The sequence below is a fragment of the Paenibacillus sp. FSL R7-269 genome (assembly GCF_000517865.1).
In the GTDB taxonomy this organism is placed as follows: domain Bacteria; phylum Bacillota; class Bacilli; order Paenibacillales; family Paenibacillaceae; genus Paenibacillus_AQ.
This window is the reverse complement of sequence record NZ_ASPS01000016.1, coordinates 49,819-66,221: the sequence shown is the minus strand read 5'-3', so window position 1 is coordinate 66,221 and position 16,403 is coordinate 49,819. Positions and strand designations below refer to the sequence as shown.

The 16,403-nt window shown below is 51.1% G+C and carries 15 protein-coding genes; 12 read left to right on the top strand and 3 right to left on the bottom strand.

Going from position 1 to position 16,403, the window contains the following annotated elements; translation table 11 throughout:
* From C162_RS07575 to C162_RS07535, 9 genes are all read left to right on the top strand, one after another.
* Nucleotides 1–2,325, top strand: a complete 2,325-nt coding sequence (locus tag C162_RS07575; RefSeq protein WP_036693110.1) for an ABC transporter permease — start codon at nucleotides 1–3, stop codon at nucleotides 2,323–2,325.
* 68 nt (nucleotides 2,326–2,393) lie between these two features.
* Entirely contained in the window at nucleotides 2,394–4,358 is a 1,965-nt protein-coding gene (locus tag C162_RS34195; RefSeq protein WP_051493298.1) for an ABC1 kinase family protein, read from the top strand.
* Nucleotides 4,359–4,376: 18 nt separating this feature from the next.
* Complete coding sequence (locus C162_RS34190; protein ID WP_051493297.1) at nucleotides 4,377–4,583, top strand: hypothetical protein; 207 nt, start codon at nucleotides 4,377–4,379, stop codon at nucleotides 4,581–4,583.
* 12 nt (nucleotides 4,584–4,595) lie between these two features.
* Nucleotides 4,596–4,916, top strand: coding sequence for a hypothetical protein (locus tag C162_RS34185; RefSeq protein WP_051493296.1), 321 nt, complete (start codon nucleotides 4,596–4,598; stop codon nucleotides 4,914–4,916).
* Nucleotides 4,917–4,979: 63 nt separating this feature from the next.
* A complete protein-coding gene (locus C162_RS07560) occupies nucleotides 4,980–5,969 on the top strand; it encodes a tRNA dihydrouridine synthase (RefSeq protein WP_036693107.1) in 990 nt (329 codons plus the stop codon).
* A gap of 10 nt (nucleotides 5,970–5,979) precedes the next feature.
* The gene (locus C162_RS07555; RefSeq protein ID WP_036693105.1) at nucleotides 5,980–6,699 is read left to right on the top strand and encodes an SDR family NAD(P)-dependent oxidoreductase; all 720 of its coding nucleotides are present in this window, start codon (nucleotides 5,980–5,982) and stop codon (nucleotides 6,697–6,699) included.
* A gap of 79 nt (nucleotides 6,700–6,778) precedes the next feature.
* Nucleotides 6,779–7,495: a M24 family metallopeptidase gene (locus tag C162_RS35270; protein ID WP_156949562.1), complete on the top strand. Its 717-nt coding sequence runs from the start codon at nucleotides 6,779–6,781 to the stop codon at nucleotides 7,493–7,495.
* Between the two features lie 222 nt (nucleotides 7,496–7,717).
* Entirely contained in the window at nucleotides 7,718–8,944 is a 1,227-nt protein-coding gene (locus tag C162_RS07540; RefSeq protein WP_036693102.1) for an RtcB family protein, read from the top strand.
* A 117-nt stretch (nucleotides 8,945–9,061) separates the two neighbouring features.
* Nucleotides 9,062–9,631: an SF0329 family protein gene (locus C162_RS07535; RefSeq protein WP_036693099.1), complete on the top strand. Its 570-nt coding sequence runs from the start codon at nucleotides 9,062–9,064 to the stop codon at nucleotides 9,629–9,631.
* A gap of 69 nt (nucleotides 9,632–9,700) precedes the next feature.
* Here the strand turns inward: C162_RS07535 and C162_RS07530 are convergent, their stop codons facing one another.
* From C162_RS07530 to C162_RS07520, 3 genes are all read right to left on the bottom strand, one after another.
* Complete coding sequence (locus tag C162_RS07530; protein ID WP_036693096.1) at nucleotides 9,701–10,390, bottom strand: response regulator transcription factor; 690 nt, start codon at nucleotides 10,388–10,390, stop codon at nucleotides 9,701–9,703.
* 22 nt (nucleotides 10,391–10,412) lie between these two features.
* On the bottom strand, nucleotides 10,413–12,557 hold the full coding sequence (locus C162_RS07525; protein WP_036693094.1) for an ATP-binding protein: 2,145 nt from the start codon (nucleotides 12,555–12,557) through the stop codon (nucleotides 10,413–10,415).
* A 303-nt stretch (nucleotides 12,558–12,860) separates the two neighbouring features.
* On the bottom strand, nucleotides 12,861–13,403 hold the full coding sequence (locus C162_RS07520) for a hypothetical protein (protein ID WP_036693091.1): 543 nt from the start codon (nucleotides 13,401–13,403) through the stop codon (nucleotides 12,861–12,863).
* A gap of 183 nt (nucleotides 13,404–13,586) precedes the next feature.
* On the opposite strand from C162_RS07520, the gene tnpA reads away from it, so the two are divergent.
* The 3 genes from tnpA to C162_RS07505 all read left to right on the top strand — a co-directional run bounded on the left by tnpA (nucleotide 13,587) and on the right by C162_RS07505 (nucleotide 16,375).
* Complete coding sequence (gene tnpA / locus C162_RS07515) at nucleotides 13,587–13,988, top strand: IS200/IS605 family transposase (RefSeq protein ID WP_156949566.1); 402 nt, start codon at nucleotides 13,587–13,589, stop codon at nucleotides 13,986–13,988.
* Nucleotides 13,989–13,994: 6 nt separating this feature from the next.
* Nucleotides 13,995–15,068 (top strand): IS200/IS605 family element RNA-guided endonuclease TnpB, encoded by a 1,074-nt coding sequence (gene tnpB, locus C162_RS07510; RefSeq protein ID WP_036693087.1) that lies wholly within the window; start codon nucleotides 13,995–13,997, stop codon nucleotides 15,066–15,068.
* Between the two features lie 287 nt (nucleotides 15,069–15,355).
* Nucleotides 15,356–16,375, top strand: coding sequence for a carbohydrate-binding protein (locus C162_RS07505; RefSeq protein ID WP_036693084.1), 1,020 nt, complete (start codon nucleotides 15,356–15,358; stop codon nucleotides 16,373–16,375).
* Nucleotides 16,376–16,403: the final 28 nt, after the last annotated feature.

Sequence of the window (16,403 nt, the reverse complement as noted above, 5' to 3'; positions counted from 1 at the left end):
ATGAAGCTTCTGTTCAAGCTGTTGCGGGATATCAGACAGTCGCCCGGGCAGTTTTTCTCCTTTGTGCTGATTGTCGCAGTAGGTGCTTTTTTCTATACAGGGCTGGCGTCCTTAAGCAATCATTTGAATGATTATACGAAGGCTTATTTTGCTGAACACGCATTAAGCGATCTTAACCTCTATTACAGTCAACTCCCGCCGGAGAGTATTACGACCTTGAGTCAAGTAGAGGGCATCCATAAGCTGGAGGGGCGTTATACCTTCAATGCCACAGAGTCATTTGACGGTTACCGTTCGACACTTCGAATTCACTCCATCCCGGAGAGTAATGAAATTAACACGCTGGAGATGCTGGAGGGGGGACCTCCATCGGGGGCAAACGAGATTGTGCTGGATTCCCGTTATGCCGCAGAGCATGGCTACGGAGTTGGAGATCAAGTGACGATCCGCGTTCAAGACCAAGAGCTGACCTTCAGGATCAGCGGCTTAGGGGAGAATGTGGAGCACGCCAAAAAGAATGAGACACAGGATCATAAGCATGACGGCGTTGCTTACGTCAGCGAGGCGGCTATCCCTGAGGTCGCAGGCGCCTTCTTCTATAATGAACTGCTGGTGGATGCCAAGGAAGGCTACGATGTGGATCAAATCGGCAAGTCCATAGAGGAGAAATCCAAAGGGCTGCAGTATCTGGGCCAAGAGAGCAAGGAACGCTCGTTCAGCTACTCGCGCCTGAAGGCTACGCTCCATAATAACGGGTTAATGAGCAAGGTCATTCCTCTGGTGCTCTTCCTGATCGAAGCGATTATCCTATTCCTGGCCATGTCCAGAATAATTGATTCCCAGCGGAATCAGGTCGGCATCATGAAGGCACTCGGTGTGAGCCGAAGCAGCATCATGCTTCATTATATGGGCTATCCCGTGCTGGTTGGAGTAGCTGGTTCGATTCTGGGATATATCCTGTCTGCGGCTGTATTTGTGCCCCTTATCGCGGCATCGAATGCCAGGTCCTTCACACTGCCGGGTATTCAATTTGACCTGTCGGTTGGATTGATCTTTCCGCCCATGCTCGTCTCCAGCCTGTTCGGCATGTTCGCTTGTTATTTCAGCGGAAGAAGCCTGTTGAAGGAAAGTGCGTCACGGGCCATGCGCCCCAAGCCGCCCAGATCCATACAACCTATACTCATCGAGAGAATTCCGGGGCTCTGGGGATGGTTGCCGTACAGGTACAAGCTGATTTTGCGGAATATTTTTCTGAACAAGGTTAAGGTTCTGGCAAGCTCGGTCGGGGTGATGGTCAGTACAGTGCTGTTAATAACGGCCTTTGGCACCCAAGCTTCCCTGCAAAAGGTAGCCGGCCAGTTCAGGCAAGTGTACAGCTATGACCTTCGTGTCGATTATAAAGCGGGGGAGGCCATGGCGGGACAGTCTCTTCCTTCAGGCATCAAAAGCCATTATGCGTTGTCCGCCTTCCCCATTGAGCTGAGCAAGAACCAGCAGTCCGAAAAAGCGGAGCTGAGGGTCACGGAACCGGATAACAGACTCATTCATTTCTATGATGACAAAGACCATCGCCTGCAACTGGAGGACCACGGTGTACTGGTGCCCCAATCGTATGCTGACCATTATAGTATTGCGAAAGGGGATACCATAAATATTGCATTTACTGCGCCTGAGCTGGATAACAAGACGGTAGAGATGAAGGTGCTCGGTATTTCTACACAATACTCAAGCCCGGCCTTTTATATCACGCCAGACTATTTGGCAAGCTTCGGGATCGTGTACAAACCGTACGCCCTGCTGGTGGAAGCGGATTCTCCGGGAGCTCTAACCGGTATTCGGAGCGGGTTCGGGAAAGATCCCAGGGTGGAAGCAATATCAGGCAAGGATGAGCTGGAGAAGGAAGGCCGTTATATTTTGCAGCAGAACAGCTTTGTCTTTATTATGTTTATTGTTTGCGCGGTGATCCTATCCTTTGGCGCGATCTACACGATCTCGTCGATCAATATGTATGAGCGGAACCGCGAGCTGGCGACGCTCAAGGTATTAGGCTATTTCAGAAATCAGATCAACCGGCTTATTTTCATGGAAAATATATTCATCACTACGGTGGCAGTCATAGTCGCCCTCTCCATTTCCGGCTATGTGTATGAACTGGTCGTAAAAGCGTTGTCCAGTACTCACCAGCAAATTCCGGATCAATTAGGACTTGCCAGCCTCCTGATGTCGGTTGCAGTTGCGTTCGCGCTTACCCTTATGGCCAACCTTCTGCTCAGACGCAAGGTGACCCGGATCAATATGATCGAATCGCTGAAGGGCCTGGAATAGCGGAGTTCCGAACCCCAAACCGGATATGCTATAGTGAGGATAATGAAGCGGATACAGGGGGCTGGAGGATGTTCTTTTTCATTGTAATGCTTGTAGGTTTCGGTGTGTTCACAGCGCTTGCCTATATATTCAACGCGAAGCATAAGATCATAATGCCGCTTGTCAGCGCGTTGGCGGTCAGTATGCTGGTGCAGGTGCTGGAGCAATTCTACATGAGCAGCATTATTATTGTGGCGTTCATTCTGTATTTCATCATAAGCAGCATCAGGACCTTCAAGCATGAACAGTTCCAGTTAATGGTGGCGATTCTTTTCAGCACATCCGTCGTCACTCTCATCATAACCTCAACCTACTTCAAGCAGCCTGTGGCTCCCTCCGAAGCGGAGATGGTCAGGGTGATGTTCATCTATTACCCGCTGCTGATTCTATTTATCTCCTGCTATGTCTACATGCTGCTTAGCGTGTTCAATTTCAAACTGCTGCAGTCCGGGAACCCGCTCGGGTATATGATGGGCAAGGTGCGCGGCTTCAGGCGTATGGTCCGTCTGCTGTGGATCGCTTCTCGCAAAGGGCTGAACCATCTGCTCCAGCAGGATCATGCGAAGCTGCCGCACGTGATTGCTGCCGTTCTGGATAACATGGGCGGGGTCTTCGTGAAGTTCGGACAAGTCTTATCGACCAAAAAGGACATGCTCCCGGCACAATACATCGAGGCGTTCTCCAGCCTGCATGACCAGGTTAAGCCACTCAGCCGGAAGGAGCTGAAGGAGATCATCGACAGCAGAATTGGTGATCTGGAGGAGACGTATGAAGACTTCGGGATGGAACCCATTGCTGCGGCTTCGATCGGTCAGGTGCATCTGGCGCGGCTGAAGTCCACAGGCGAGAAGGTGGTTGTCAAAATCCTGCGTCCGGATGTGAAGCAGAAGATGAGCGTAGATCTGGACCTGTTAATCCAATTCGTGACCCGGCTCTCCGAGCGCTCCTCCAAAATTAAAAGACTTGGCTTAATTCAGCTCGCCCAAGGCTTTAAAACGAATCTGATCGAAGAGACAGATTTTGATATTGAAGCGCTGAATACCAACCTGCTGCGCCAAGCGTTCCAGGAACACGATATTCCGATACAAGTGCCGAAGATCTACGCCGAGTACTCGACCAAGCAGATTCTGACCATGGAATATATTGAAGGACAGCGGTTCACCCGGAAGGTGACCAATGATGTATCGGAAATGATCATGCACGCATTCCTGCAGCAGATTCTGATGATCGGCATCTTCCACGCCGACCCGCATCCCGGTAACCTGATGCTGACCCGGGACGGGGAAGTCGCACTGATTGACTTCGGCTCCGTGGGTTATTTGACAGAGGAAGAGCGGGCAGGGATGCTCAACTTCCTGATGGGCTACAGCCGGAAGGAGACGAAGCAGATGGCCCAGGGCCTGGCTGGGGTCTGTGAAGAAGGGGAGCAATTAGATGTGAAAATGATCGAGCGGCGCCTCGGCAGACTTTTATCCGAAGCCTCCTTCTCCCCTGATCCTACCAGTGTCATGATGAGGCGGCTGATGTCGATGATTACTGACCTGGGTATGTCCTTGAAGCCGACGGTGGCCGGGGCCTTACGGGCAATTATTACCTTGGACGGAACCTTGTCCTCAGTAGATGAGTCGTACTCTTTATCCGCAGCGAGCCAGTCCTTCGCAGAACAGATGGATACGGGAGAGATCGTCAAGGAACAGTTCAACAAGGTGAAGGGGCGGCTGGAGGACTATATCCCGAAGCTGCTGGAGCTGCCGCTGCTGAAGGAGAACCGGATTACGCTGGCGCGTGAGGACAATCATAATCTGACGGATTTCGTAGGGACGCTGACGGTAGGGATATTCACGGTGATCTGTATGGTGATTATGCTGGCAAGCTTCTGGGTGCAGGGGGAGATCATGCGGTTTGTGCTGGCGCCCCTATCGATGTCAGGCTTCGGCACAGGGATGATCATCCTGATGATGTCCGTGATTAAGCAATTGAAACCTAAGAGTTAACGGAGGACATACAAGATTATGGCGAATCCACTCTCGAACAAGAAGAGAATACGCGGCTGGAAGCGCAGGGTGAAGCAGATTGACCAGTGGAAAAAATGGTGTATGCACCTCGATCTGGAGGAGCTGCAAACCACCCGGCGGGATTATGTGAAGCTATGGATCGACCCCTTCTACAGGTTGAACAGGCGCAATCCGCCGGTGTGGTACTCCCGTCTGCTGCTGTAGGCGATGATCGAGGTGTATCATTCCTGGTCCCGGCAGATGGCAGGTTTCAATGAACCTTTTTATCTGAGAATCTGGTTCTATCATCCGAACTTCATCCAATCCCAGATTGTGGTCGCCTTCCGTGATGCGCTGCATTTCTACGACAATACCTTCGAGGCTAGAGGCGAGCGCCAGGCGTTCCCCTCACATCTGTACGGGACAGTGCCCGGTTTTGAGGACTTCATCTGGGAGCCTGCCGCTGAATCTGAGCCTTACTGTCTGCCCGGACAGCCGAGGTCTCAAGCCGCACAGGTATGGTTAGGCAGGGCCGCTACCATTCCCCCGGAGTTATGATATAATTTAGCTTTATTACGGCCGGATAAGGATGATCCCGGCATGCATAGAGAGGTACTTCATATGATAAATAATTTCTGGCGTGAATTGCCACGCCCTTTCTTTATACTGGCCCCGATGGAGGATGTGACGGATGTGGTGTTTCGTCATGTGGTGAGCGCGGCGGGCCGGCCGGATGTGTTTTTTACGGAGTTCGTGAATACAGAGAGCTATGCTCACCCGGAGGGGAAGCAGGCGGTGCGGGGGCGGTTAACCTTCACGGAGGATGAACAGCCGATGGTCGCCCATATCTGGGGGGACAAGCCGGAGTACTTCCGGAAGATGAGCATTAGTATGGCCGAAGAAGGCTTCAAGGGCATCGATCTGAACATGGGGTGTCCGGTAGCGAATGTAGCCGAGAATGGCAAGGGCAGCGGACTGATCTGCCGCCCGGACACCGCTGCGGAGATCATCCAAGCCGCCAAGGCTGGAGGGCTGCCTGTCAGCGTCAAGACCCGGCTCGGGTTCAGCAGCGTGGATGAATGGCGGGGCTGGTTGACTCATATTCTGCAGCAGGACATTGTGAATCTGTCCATCCATCTGCGTACGCGGGAGGAAATGAGCAAGGTGGATGCCCACTGGGAGCTGATTCCTGAGATCAAAAAGCTGCGGGATGAGATCGCGCCGCACACCCTGCTGACGATCAACGGGGACATACCGGACCGGGAGACGGGCCTGAGGCTTGCCGCAGAGTACGGAGTGGACGGGATTATGATCGGGCGCGGGATTTTTCATAATCCGTTTGCGTTCGAGCAGGAACCGAGGGAGCATAGCAGCAAGGAGCTCATGGATCTGCTACGGCTGCACCTGGATCTCCATGACCACTATTCGGCGCTGGAATCACGTTCCTACAAGCCGCTGCCCCGCTTCTTCAAAATCTACGTCCGCGGCTTCCGCGGCGCCAGTGAACTCAGAAATCATCTAATGAACACCAAGTCCACCCGCGAGGTGCGTGCGCTGCTGGATGAATTCGCCAGCAAAGAGCAGGACGGTGCGGAGGAGCTTGGGGGTTAAGGGAGGGCATATGCGAAACTTTATTATTTTCGGAGCAAGCAAGGGCTTGGGAGAGGCCTTCGTCAAAGCGCTGCCGGTGCCGGGCGATCAGGTCTGGGTGGTCTCAAGAACGTATCCGGACAGCCTGAAGCTGGAGGATGGGGTTCAGCGGACCTGGATGGAGGCTGACTTGGCGAAGCCGGATGCTGCGGGCCGGATTGCAGAATCATTGAACGGCGTTACCCTGGACGTATTCATCTATAATGTTGGCGTATGGGAGAGCAAGGGGTTCAGCGATGACTATGATTTTGAGCAGGACGATCCGGCTGAGATTGCCAGCATCATTAACATTAATGTGACTGCGGCGATTACGTGCATTCAGAAGCTTTTGCCGAATCTCAAGCAGTCTGCGCATGCGAACATCTTCTTCATCGGTTCTACGGCAGGCCTCGATCATAATGATTACACCCAGGTCTCGTTCACCGCGTCCAAGTTCGGTCTGCGCGGGATCGCCAATGCGGTCAGGGAGCATGTGAAGCCGTATGGCATTGGTGTGACGGTCATAAATCCTGGCGAGATAGCTACGCAGATTCCATTGGAGGCCGGTGTGGAGCCCGTCTTGTCTGCCTACAACGGCACACAGATTCCGCTTCAGGATATCGTGTCCCTGGTACAATGCGTCATGAATCTGTCCAAGGCTTCCTGTGTGAAGGAGATCAATATTCCGGCGATGCTGGATTCGAATGCGTAGGGATGAAGCAGTGGAGAATCAGACTTAATAGAATGCCAGTAGCCGCGATCCACGCGGTCAAGGGGAGAGCGGTTTTAGAGTGGAGCATCTGTCACAGTATACTTATGTTCAATCGATCGCAAAAGATACTATAAGTCAATTACAGGGGATAATTAAAGAAGGTATCACAGAAAAGGAAATCGTCTATAGAGCCGAAGAGATTATGAGAGATAAGGGGATTCATAGTTTTTGGTATCACGGTGTAGGGGCATTTGTTCACGTTGGGAAGAGAACAATTAGGTCCGAATCGGGTAAGGAGTATAAGCCTTCGGATACATTTGTCCGCAGAAATGATATCGTGACCATAGATCTTAGTCCAGAGATTAACGCCTATTGGGGAGACTATGCACGAACACTAATAGTGATTGATGGAAAAGTAATTGCCGAAGACGCACTTGCACATACCAATAATGAATCTGCACTAGAATTTTCACATGGAATTAACGCCGAAAAGGAGCTCCATAACAAATTTATTGATTTTGTAAGACCGGGTATGACTTTTGAAGAAGTCTACTTATATATGAATGAGGTTATCCAACAACTTGGTTACATTAATCTTGATTTTTCCGGAAATTTGGGACATACCATTGAATTCGATAAAGATCACAGAAAATACTTTGAGTCCGGGAATAAGATGAAGCTTAGTGAAGGATCACTATTTACATTTGAGCCGCATATTAAGCACACAAATGGATTGTACGGTTTTAAACGGGAGAATATTTATTATTTCCGTGATGGAGAATTACTTATCTTATGATTTCTTGTTTAATAGTAGATAGGCCGCTTCCGTTACCGGGGCGGCCTATTTATGTTCTCGAATTCCGGCAACGTATGCTACATTGTTAGATATCCCCAGTTCGTAATACTTCCGCCATGTACTTGGGTGCCCGGATAAGCGAATATAGACACAGAAGCTTAAGAGGGCATGAGGACGCTGCGGCACCATCGCGGTGATCCCGATCATAGGAGGTAGAACGAAATGGCTTATCAGAATATAGACGGAGTGCGGGTGTGGGGGAAGCCGGATGAAGGAGCCCTGGTGCAGGCCCGGATGTGTGCGGAGAACGGGAATGTGGTGCAGACCCTGCTTATGGCAGATCATCATAAAGGCTACAGCCAGCCGATTGGCGGCGTGGTGGTGTACGATGGACAGATCTCTCCGTCTGGCGTGGGTTACGATATCGGGTGCGGGAATAAGGCGGTGCGGACCGGCTTGAAGATAGAGGAGCTGCGGCCGCGACTCTCAGGGATCATGGACGAGATTGCCCGCAGAATCTCCTTCGGCATAGGCCGGGTTAATAACGAGCGGGTGGAACACGAACTGTTCGACGACCCGGATTGGGCGGTGTTCAAGACGTTGGGCAGCGGAGTACATGATAAGCTGAAGGACCTGGCGCAGAATCAGCTCGGTACCGTCGGCAGCGGCAACCACTTCGTAGACGTACTAGAAGAAGACGCAACCGGCCGGGTATGGATTGCCAATCATTTCGGCAGCAGAGGGTTCGGGCATAAGACAGCGAGCGGGTTCCTTAACCTGGCAGCAGGCAGAGACTTCCTGGCGAATGCCCCCGGGGAAAAGATGGATCAGCCGCCCGTACTGCTCGACCTGAACAGTGAGCTGGGCGATATGTATTACAGAGCGATGAAGCTGGCTGGTCGCTATGCTTATGCGGGCAGAGACTATGTCATCCAGCAGGTCTTGGCCATTCTGGGAACAGAAGCGGACATGGTGGTGCATAACCATCATAACTATGCCTGGAAAGAGACGCATGACGGCAAGGAAGTCATCGTTGTCCGCAAAGGGGCCACTCCGTCCGCACCCGGCCAGATAGGCTTCATTGGCGGCAGCATGGGAGACATCTCCGTGATCGTCCGGGGAAAGGACAGCGTGGAGAACCGTGAGGCCTACTACAGCACCGTTCACGGAGCAGGCCGAATCATGAGCCGGACCCAGGCAGCGGGCCGTATGAACTGGAAGACCCGCACCCGCAGTGGAGGTCAAATCACGCCAGGGCAGATGATGGAGGCGGTCCGTGAGTTCGGTGTAGAGCTGCGCGGCGCAGGGACGGACGAGAGTCCTTTTGTCTACCGGAAGCTGCAAGAAGTACTGGAAGCGCACGCCGGGACCATTGAGGTTATGCACGTTCTGAAGCCGGTGGGCGTATGTATGGCTGGCGCGGATGAGTTCGATCCGTATAAGGATTGAGGGGGATATCCATCACGAAGTCTCCACAGGCGGGCAGTAAGGACGCGAAGTATGGTAACATAGAACTTCAAGAAGAGGCCGATAGGCCTTTTTCCATTTTCAATATGGAGGGATTACATGTCCTGGAGCAAACTCAAACAGCAACTGGAGGGCTTCCTCAGCCCATCCTTAGAGGGACGGGTAGAGTACCGGGCGCCCGCTTACCGCTATTCGCCGGATAAATCAGGCACCTGTTATATTACGGTGGACAAGAAGAACATTCTCAGCATGACCGACAAGTCCAGCTCTATCCGCTGGTACTCATCCGAGCTGGAGGTCAAGAATGACCCGGAGCTGCATATCTCCGTCACCAATGAGGACATTGAAGCAGTTAGACTGACGGCCAAAGGCCCCATCCCTGAGGACCGCCTAATCATAATGGCCCGAAGCCGCTTAACCACCGAACATGCCAAAGCATTAATGTTGGCCCAGGCTGCCCTGACGAAATCGAATTTCATTGTGGTGGCGAATAAGTTCCTGGTTACTCCTATCGAGGAGAGCCTGGAGAGCAGTGATATTATCTTGAACATCCTGGCTCTGATGGACCGGAGAGTCGGGCGGAAGCGGATCGAGGGGATGGCCGTGAAGATGCAGCGGAAGCATCCGGCGGTGGAGTATTTCTATGATCTGCGGCGCGGGGCACGATGATTGTTATGGCCGCTGCCGCTGAAACGGTACCGTCCTTTAAAAGGTCGGCAAAGCCGTTTCCGCTTGTGCTCAGCGTTTCCCGGCAACCAGCATATATCCGGCCCCACGGACGGTAATGATCCGCTCGGGATGGATGGGGTCTTCCTCGATTTTTTTGCGCAGATTACTGATGTGGACCGCCACTGTTCGCGTATCCTCCAGACTCTTCATCCCCCAGATGAGGTGAAACAGTGTATCGGCAGTGACCACTTGATTCACGTTCTGTGCCATGTAGGAGAGCAGGCTGAATTCTTTTTTGGACAGAAAAATCGTTCTGCTTCCCATATGGACAGACTGAGCATAGAAATCCAGCGTTAGTCCCGGCAGCTCCAGCAGCTGTTCCCTTCTGCCCGTGGATACCCTGCGGAGGTGGGCCTTGATCTTGGCCATGAGTACGCCCGGACTGAACGGCTTGGTCACATAATCATCCCCGCCATAGGATAAAGCGCTGATCTTCACCTCATCCTCCTCTTGACTGCTTAGGAACACAATCGGGGCATTCGTGTAATTGCGTGCGTTCTTGCACCAGTCAATGCCGTTCTCATTCGCCAGCAGCACATCCAGCACAATCAGGTCCGGGTTAAAGGACGCAAGCAGCATCATAGCATCGGCCCCGCTGTGGCAAGATGAGGAGTCGAAGCCTTCCCGCTGGCAGTATAGCTCAACAATCTCACAGATATGGGGATCGTCGTCGACGATCATAATTCGGTATGTGTCCATTCTATTGTCACCTTCCTGCTTCTCAGATCAACGGCAATATGACCTGGAAAATCGACCCCGTCTTCCCGTCGCTCTCCGCCCGGACACTCCCGCCATGCGCTTGTACAATTTCCCGGCATATCGCCAGCCCCAGTCCGCTGCCCTCCACGCCCATATCCAGCCCCGGCCGGTCTACCCGGTAATTGCGGTCGAAGATCTGCTCCAGCTGCTCTGGAGGAATACCCATACCGGAGTCTTGCACGCTGATGACCGCACACCGCGTATCGTTCCCTTCGTCCACGGCCAACGTAAGACGCACCAATCCGCCGCCAGGCGTGAACTTCATCGCGTTCGACACCAGATTGAATAACGCCTGCTCTAATCGTTGTGTATCGATCCGGGCAACAGGCTGGACCGCGCTTGAAGCTTCTGTATGCCCGATATCCAGATCGAAATTCAGCCCCGCATCCCGCACCACCAGCTCATATTGTTCATAGAAGCCGCGCAGGAACTGAATCACCTGAACCGGCTCCATCCGGTATTCCACTTGCCCTGTCTCCAGATGGGACAAGAAGCTCAGCTCCCCGATCATGCGGTTGATCCTTATCGTATTATCACGGATATACCTCAGGTACTGTTCATTGCGCTCCGGCTTCACCCTGTCCATCACCGCCTCGACATAACCCAGCATACTGGACAGCGGCATACGCAGATCATGCGTAATATAGGCTAGCAGCTTCTTCCGGCCTTCCTCGGAGTGCAGTAAGCGCTCGTACGACAGGCGGAGATCCTCATGGGCGGCGGATAAGGCGTGGGTGCGCTCCAGCACAATCTGCTCCAGATTGGCATTCATCCCGGTCAGCTTGTGGTTGGCCTCCTGCAGCTCCCGGGCAATCCGCTCTTCATTCGTTGCCGCCCGCGTGAATCTGGAAGAGAGCAGCAGCATCTGGGCAACCGTGAAGATGAGCAGCCCGAACGGCGAGCTGTTCCCGATGGGGGACCATTCGTTGTAATACAGGAAATCGTTGATCACTGTAGCCAGAGCCACCACCGACACCAGCAGGAAGATCAGCGCTCCCTCCATCCGCCGCAAGGCCGCATGAGCCAACCCGACCATCAGATACACCATATGGAGAACCACGACCACACCGATCAGCAGCAGCATTCGGGAATAGACGAGAGCAGGGGTCAGCACAACTACCAGACAGAGTGCGCCTGTGACGATCCGGGTGCCATAGCGGAACCACCGCGACACGTAATCCGGGAAAATGCATTCAAAATACATTGTGATCATCCATCCGCCGAGGCACAGGATCAGATACTCCAGCTTGAACTGCAATTCCCACGGAAAGTGAGGCAGCCACTGGGTAAGCATAAGCTCGCCGTTCAGCAGGGAACGGATAGAGAACATCACAGTGAACAGGCCAAAGTATAGAGGTGCCCGGTCCTTACGCCGCAGCATGAACAGCAGCAGATGATACACACCGATCACCAGCAGGCTGGCCGTGATGAACATATCCGCAGCAATCTTCAGATGGGTCCGGACCGTCAACACATTACTGCCGCCCAGCTCGATATCCTTGGTGATGCCGCCCCGCTTATGATGGAAGTTCGCGACCTGCATCACCAGCTCCACCGTGTCGCCTTCAGGCTGGAAGAACACTAGCTTCGTCGCCAGATTCGGCGTCATGCCCTCCTTGTCCTGATCCACCACACCGACCTCTGTCAGCAGCTCTCCATTCACCCACAATTTATAGGCATGAAAAATAGTAGGCAGCCGCAGAGCCAGCCGCTCCTTTCGATCCTGCTCACTCAGCCGGATCACCAGCCGGAAGGTGGCATAGCCCTCGCTCTTCAGCGCTTGACCGTCCAGCGGGTAGCCCAGCCAGGAGCTGGGGATGTTGATATACCGGTCCCGCTCAGCCGGTTCCCCGCCTGTCATCCGGCTTCGTATATCCTCGGGCGAGAGCAGCTTATGCCAATAGAAGGCCCATTCTCCCTGTAACTTCAGCGGATTCGTACGGATAGAGGTATGCGTTAGATCCAGAAGGCCTTCCTTGCTTCGAGGCTTGGGGGCATCCGGCGTTGCAGACAGGAGGGCATAGCTTGCGATCAGCCCGATAACTACGACCACAGCGATATGTAACCAGATATTACGCGAACCGGACCTTAGTATACCCCTCATCATGAAGCCGACCCCAATCTACACAATTCGTCATTTTAAGCTCATTGCCTTAATGATAGCATCATTGCCGAAAATTGTGTGAAATTGCACTATGTAAAGTTTTCTTTTCTTTCATTAATAGGTTAAATTCCTGTGTAAAATGCGAGTTAAGGAGAAGAAAATGTCGAAAATTGTAAGGTTGGTGGGTAAGGGAGGGGCTATCCATCGCACACGGGTGCAAGGGGAGCTTCTCCGTGATGCCCTTCTGATGAATAATTAAATGGAACAAGGGGCTTCTCAGTGATCAATCACTGTGAAGCCCCTTGTTCATTTGCGCTTGAAATCTTCTAATATATTGGAGATTCTTAGAATCATGTTGATATCTTTATCTGCTTCTGTAGGGTTGTCTGGTAAATACAGGCCCCACTCCAAATGCTTACCCTTCGACAAAACAAATCCGGATACGTTAGCGCCGAAGCCGTCTATTCTTGCTGCATCAAGGGTTAACCGGTCATCCATAAATACCTTCGCTAACAAATTTTCCGTCCCCATGAAAAATACCGGATACGTTAGGTTGCTAAAGAAATCTCTATATTCTTGCTTTCCTGCTTCAGCCAGATAATCCTCAGTAATAATTAATCCGTCATAATGAATAGCAGGGTCTTCAACAATATCCTTGAGGTTCTTAGGGATGTAGTTAACATTTCTGACGGAATCAAAAGGGACTTTACCCACAATTGCAATCTCTAACAGAGATGAAGGCGGGTGATAAAGTTCTGCTTGAGGGAGAGGATCATTTACAACATTAATGTCACAGCCCACAAACAAGATAGAGAATATAGAGAGAAGTAACATTATTTTGAACTTCATGAAAGGAGCATCCTCGTTTCTGCGGGATAAGGAGCATTTAACTTTTAACCCTCAGTTGACAGAATTCTCTCATCTTCTTTAAGTGAGGGATGAATGGAAACGGTCTAATCTACATGGATTCTAACCGCCTAAGATGCTATAATAAAAGTATTCAGTCGTATCTTGGAAAGGTCAGTGAAATCAATGAAGTTAGATTCCAATAACCATTCAGTGTTCTCCCTTCACTTTCACCTTATTCTAGTCATCAAGTATCGTAGGAAAGTCATTACAGATCCAATATCCGAACGTCTGAAAGAGATATTTGCATACATTCAGCCTACTTACAATGTGACTTTGCAGGAATGGAATCATGACAGGGATCACGTTCATATCCTAATGAAAACTCATCCTAATACCGACATTTCTAAATTTCTCAACGCTTATAAGAGTGCATCATCTAGGCTGATCAAGAAGGAGTTTCCTCCCCTCCGAAAATCACTTTGGAAAGAGGCTTTTTGGTCACGCTCCTATTGCTTGCTTACAACGGGGGGAGCGCCAATAGACGTCATTCAAAAATACATCGAAAACCAAGGTGTGAAAGGGTGATCGCCATTGCTGAAAGCCTACAAATACCTTATCTATCCAAGCCATGGGCAACAACAATACTTCGCTAAAGTGTTCGGATGCGTTCGCTTCATCTACAACAGAATGCTTGCAGATAAAATTGAACATTACAAGCAAACGGAAACGATGCTGAGGAATACACCCGCACAATACAAAAAGGAATTTGACTGGCTGAAAGAAGTCGATAGCCTTGCCTTAGCGAATACACAACTGAATTTAGACAAGGCTTATAAGAATTTTTTTCGGGATAAGAAAACGGGATTTCCTAAATTCAAGAGCAAGAAGACGAATAATCATAGCTTCACAACGAATAACCAAAATGGAACAGTGGCTATAGAGGATGGATATCTCAAGATTCCAAAGCTAAAAACTGGCATTAAAATCAAGCTGCACCGCCCATTCGTGGGGCTGATCAAATCATGCACGATTTCAAAAACACCAACGGGAAAGTATTATGCTTCGGTATTGGTTGAAACGGATATCGTCCAGTTGCCCAAAATGCATACGAAGATTGGCGTTGATCTTGGGCTGAAAGACTTTGCGATTACTTCAAATGGCGAAATCATATCCAATCCTAAATACTTGCGTACGTCTGAAAAGCGATTAGCGAAGCTGCAAAAGGATGTATCGCGGAAGAAGAAGGGAAGCCATAACCGTCATAAGGCTAGGCTGAAAGTTGCCAAGCACCATGAAAAAATAGCGAATCAGCGTAAAGACTTCTTGCATAAAACGTCTGCCAAAATGATAAACGAAAACCAAGTCATCGTGATGGAAGACTTACGTGTAAAGAATATGATGCAGAATCACAAACTTGCAAAAGCGATTAGCGAGGTAGCTTGGAGTATGTTCCGTTCGATGCTTGAATATAAGGCTCAATGGTATGGCAGAGAACTTATTATTGCCCCTAAGCACTATGCAAGCAGTCAGCTTTGCTCCTGTTGCGGTTATAAGAACGCAGAGGTGAAGAATCTTGCCTTGCGAGAGTGGACTTGTCCAGAATGTAACGTGCATCATGATCGCGATGTAAACGCTGCTCAAAACCTACTGAAACTAGCCATGTGATTTTGCAATGATTGGGCTAGGGACTAGCCTTTGAGCTTGGGTAAACTTGGAGCAGTAGCTTCATTGACCAAGAAGCCGCCACCTCTTAGGTGGATGGTAGTTCACTATATGGGAATATAATCCTTTCGGCAAGCTATTTAAAAACTACAGAAATGTTGGAATGAATTAGAAAATTGGTAATAAAATATAGTACCCTGATGGATGCCCCTTGAAGGGGCCTTTTTAAGCCATAGCATCACTTTATAGGGTTATTTTATGAGGGCAAACGATCTGAGGAGGCTTGGCTATTGTATACCAAAGTGTCAGCTAGAGCTCTATCCCTGTTGGCCGCATTCGCATTACTGTTCTCCGTGTTCTTCACTGCCTTACCGAATGCAAATGCAGCCGCGCGAGGATTGTGGTCGCCGAACACGGCCTATGCGGTGAATGACACCGTAACCTATGGCGGAGGTACATATACCTGTCTTCAGGCGCATACGTCCCTGACCGGCTGGGAGCCGCCGAATGTCCCCGCACTATGGAAAAGCGGCAGCACCACCACACCGACACCAACGCCCACAACGCCACCAGCAACGAACGGAGCCATCTTCTATGCAGACAGGGACTATGGCGGCAAGGCCGTCACCCTGGGAACAGGCAATTATGTGCTGTCCCAGTTGAACGCAGCAGGCATTCCGAATGACTGGATGTCCTCGCTCAAGGTACCGAACGGCTGGACAGTGGAGGTGTATGCAGACGATAATTACAGCGGCACCAAGTGGACCTATACATCAAGCTCCTCCTGGGTCGGCGACAGTGTGAATGACAAGATGTCTTCGGTCAAAATCTACACCGGTTCACCGCCTGCAACCGGCGTCACCCGCCCCTCCGAGGTGCCCAGCCAGATCTGGACCTATGCCATGAATGTAGACAATAAATTCGGCAAAGGCGGAGATTTCGCTCTACTCCTGAGCGCGGTGATCAAGAAGGAGAGCAGCTTCGGAGCAGGTCTGCCGGGTAGTCCATCCGCCGGTGACGGCTTGATGCAGGTCGAGCCGAATACACGCGCCGCTTATGCCTCCCAATTCAGCGCCAAATTCGGCCGCACGTATAATCACAGCAGCGAACAGGATCAGGTAGCTCTAGGCGGACTTATTCTTGATGAGAAGATCGCAAGATTCGGCAACATCTACAACGGACTCTTACACTATAATGGAGGCGACAACTGGTATCCAGGTGCCACTGATTCCTACGGCCGCCCGATTCTGGCGGATCAGTATGCGAATGCTGTGTACGGAACGTATAAGGGGTACGGGGGGCAGAACTAAGGGAGTACCTTTCTTCCTTATAAAGAAG